Annotated in this window: 3 protein-coding genes; all 3 read left to right on the forward strand. The window is 41.6% G+C overall.

Annotation, left to right across the window (positions count from 1 at the left end; genetic code table 11):
* Window positions 1-1,177, forward strand: a 1,177-nt coding sequence (locus L650_RS0100095; RefSeq protein WP_029771663.1) for an IucA/IucC family protein, incomplete at its 5' end; no start/stop codon positions are given.
* The gene (locus tag L650_RS0100100) at window positions 1,170-1,808 is read left to right on the forward strand and encodes a hypothetical protein (RefSeq protein WP_029771664.1); all 639 of its coding nucleotides are present in this window, start codon (window positions 1,170-1,172) and stop codon (window positions 1,806-1,808) included. The genes L650_RS0100095 and L650_RS0100100, both read left to right, overlap by 8 nt.
* Window positions 1,792-2,871, forward strand: coding sequence for a heparan-alpha-glucosaminide N-acetyltransferase domain-containing protein (locus L650_RS0100105; protein ID WP_029771665.1), 1,080 nt, complete (start codon window positions 1,792-1,794; stop codon window positions 2,869-2,871). Before L650_RS0100100 ends, L650_RS0100105 begins: the two co-directional genes overlap by 17 nt.
* The last annotated feature ends 369 nt before the right edge of the window (window positions 2,872-3,240 follow it).

The raw sequence follows: 3,240 nt of genomic DNA on the forward strand, positions 1-3,240 counted from the left end.
AAGCCATATCAGTGGTGAGCTTGATTTAACCACCCGTGATGCGTTTACCAAAGCGCTAAAAGCGCAAAACCTAAACCCCGACGACTACCTATTAATACCAGCGCACCCGTGGCAATACCAACATAAATTAAGTGTGGTGTTTGCCAACGAGTTTGCCAATAACCGCTTAGTGTATTTAGGTGAAGGCGACGATTTATATCAAGCGCAACAATCTATTCGCACGTTATATAACTGCTCACACCCGCATAAGCCGTATTTAAAAGTGGCGCTGTCTATTTTAAATATGGGTTTTATGCGCGGGCTTTCGCGCGCTTATATGGCGGTAACCCCGGCTATAAATGATTGGGTATTTAATAAAGTAAACTACGACCCCACGCTTAGCGCGTGCAATTTTACTGCACTAAGAGAGTACGCCACCTTAGGGTATGCGCATCATACCTTTGAGCAAAGCGCGTTGGGCGATACACCGTACCGTAAAATGTTTGCCTGTTTATGGCGCGAGAACCCAAACCATAACTTACAAAATAATGAGCAGCTCACCACCATGGCCGCACTACTGCACCTAGATAACAACGGTAAAAGTATGGCAGGTGCATTAGTAGATCAAAGTGGTTTAAGCACACATGCTTGGCTGCAACACTATTTTAACGCCTATCTTATTCCGTTAGTGCATTGTTTTTATGCCCATAAATTAGTGTTTATGCCGCACGGCGAAAACCTTATTTTAAAACTTAAAAATTCAGTCCCTGTGGGCGCTTACATGAAAGACATAGGCGAAGAAGTCGCGCTGCTTAATAGCACTGAACCTTTACCTGATGAGGTTTCGCGCATTCATATTACTATGCCAAAAGAGCTTGAATTACTGAGCATATTTACCGATGTATTTGACTGCTTTTTTAGATACCTAGTGGCTATTTTAGTAAGAGAAGAGCGCATTACCGAGCACGACTTTTGGCACGGCGTTGCGCAAAGTGTTAAAGCGTATCAACAGGCTAACCCTGCCTTAAATGCGCGTTTTAAAGAGTATGACTTTTTTAGTGATGAATTTGCACACTCTTGCTTAAACCGCTTGCAGCTTGGCAATAATAAACAAATGGTTGATTTAACCGACCCAGCAGGCAGTTTACAGTTTGCCGGAAGTTTAAATAACCCAGTATCGGCAAAGCTGTATGGCTAAGCCTGTAACCCTTGCGCACTTTTTATTTTGCCCAAGTGAGCCAGCTACTGCGGCTCAACCAAGCTTAGATTTAGTGCGCAAATTAGCGATTCATTGCAAGGCGCATTACCCACATGCGCCTGGGCAATTTATTAGCCGGCATTTATATTTGCAGCTTTGTTGGCAAACTATTTATGCCTATTGTTATTGGCGTACTTCTAAACAAAATGCACATAACCCCATGCAATTACAGCTTAAAATTAATGGCGCTTATAGCCGAGGGTTTAACCTCAGCGGTGCGCCTATATTAAGTAAAGCCGAACAAAACACTGCACTTATTGAGTTTATTAGCTGTGTAGGTAAGTGGATAAATATCGATTATGCGCTGGGAAAAAAAGAGCAAGGGCGCTTATTAATCGACACCCTTAACAGCGCATTTGAGCGCGCCCATAGCTTAAATTTAGCAAGCGCTGATCACACTACACATTGCCATCAGCAGCTACACAATTTAATCAGCAATCACTTTAATTTAAACACCCCATTTAAATTAACGGCCGGTCGCTTAACGTGCTGTCGTTATTATTTAGCTGGTTACAGCAAATGCCAAACCTGCCCTAAAAAGGATATTAAAACCAATGAATACACGTCTTAAAACGATAGACCTTGCCCGAGGAGCGAGCGTTTTTATTATGATTTTGGTACACACCCTATGGATGTACTCGAGCACAACGCTTCAAAGTGAGAGCCTATTTGGCGCTGTTATTCATATACTTGGCAAAGGCACGGCCTCGTTTTTAGTGGCAATGGGGCTGTCTATGGCGCTTTCGCGCAGGCAAACCCCCATGTTATTAATTAAGCGTGGTATACAGCTTTTACTCCTTGCGTATTTAATGAATGTGGCAAAGTTTTGGCTACCCATTGAGGTATTTAATACCATGCCCGAGGCATTTATAAATGCGTATGGCTGGCAAAGCCCGCTCAGTGCTGGGCAGTTACAATTTATGGTGTTAACCGGTGATATTTTACAACTTGCTGGGGTGAGCTTAGTGCTGTTTGGCGCGCTTAATATTGCCCGCTGGAAAACCACATGGATTGCATGTTTAGCCATGGCTATTGCACTTGTAAGCCAGTTTGTTAGGGGGCAGCAGTTTGCGCTTTCGCCTTATATTAGTGATTTGTTTTTTGCTAATAACTACCAAGTTTATTTTCCGGTATTTCCGTGGATAAGCGCTATATTAACCGGCTACGTGCTTGGGCGTGTATATATAAATAGCCAGCATAATGCAGCGTATTTATTTAATGTGTGTGCAAAGTTAGGGGCCGCATTATTAGTGATTGGTTCAATGTGGTTATTTATTGATTTTAAAGGCCAGTTTGGTAACTTTTTTCACTTAAATGGCGGCGGTATTATTTATTTAGTGGGTTTAAATTTATGTGCATTAGCCTTAATAGAATATGCCATTGCCAATAAATTTAATGGCCCTATTACACGTGCCCTTTTATATGCGAGCAAACATGTAACGGCCCTTTACATTATTCAATGGGTGCTAATTTGCTGGCTTATGGGCGTGTTTGGTTATCATACCCAGTCGCTTTGGCCAACGTTGTGCTTAATGGTACTTATGAGCTTATTAACCTTTGCAGTGCACAAAGTGTATTTGCAAGCTAAGCAAACCATACTCGCTATTAAGCAAAAGCCTAAGCGCACAGCATAAATTAAACTCGCTGGCTATTACTGGTAAAGTAATAGCCAGCCATAAAAAACGAACATAAAAAATGAGCAATATACACATGGGCTAAGAGTATATAAAATCTACTTATAACGTGGAGCATACAAAAGGAGTCTATTAAGTAGGTAATGAGTGCAGTCGTGCTTTGCATTTACCACGTTATTTATAAGCAAGATTGTGTATTAGTCAGTTATTTTGTTTTTTTGGAGTTTAGTTTGAAAGTAGAGCAGCCTGTATTAGGCAAAACTGGCACGTTAATTTTTTTGTTATTTTAGGGCGTGTTGATCTTTGCGGATTGAAATTTGTTCAATCTAGGGGCGATTAAATCGCGGCGCGAGGTTTGTAACCTAGTGG

The sequence above is a fragment of the Pseudoalteromonas sp. TB51 genome, from assembly GCF_000498055.1.
In the GTDB taxonomy this organism is placed as follows: domain Bacteria; phylum Pseudomonadota; class Gammaproteobacteria; order Enterobacterales; family Alteromonadaceae; genus Pseudoalteromonas; species Pseudoalteromonas atlantica.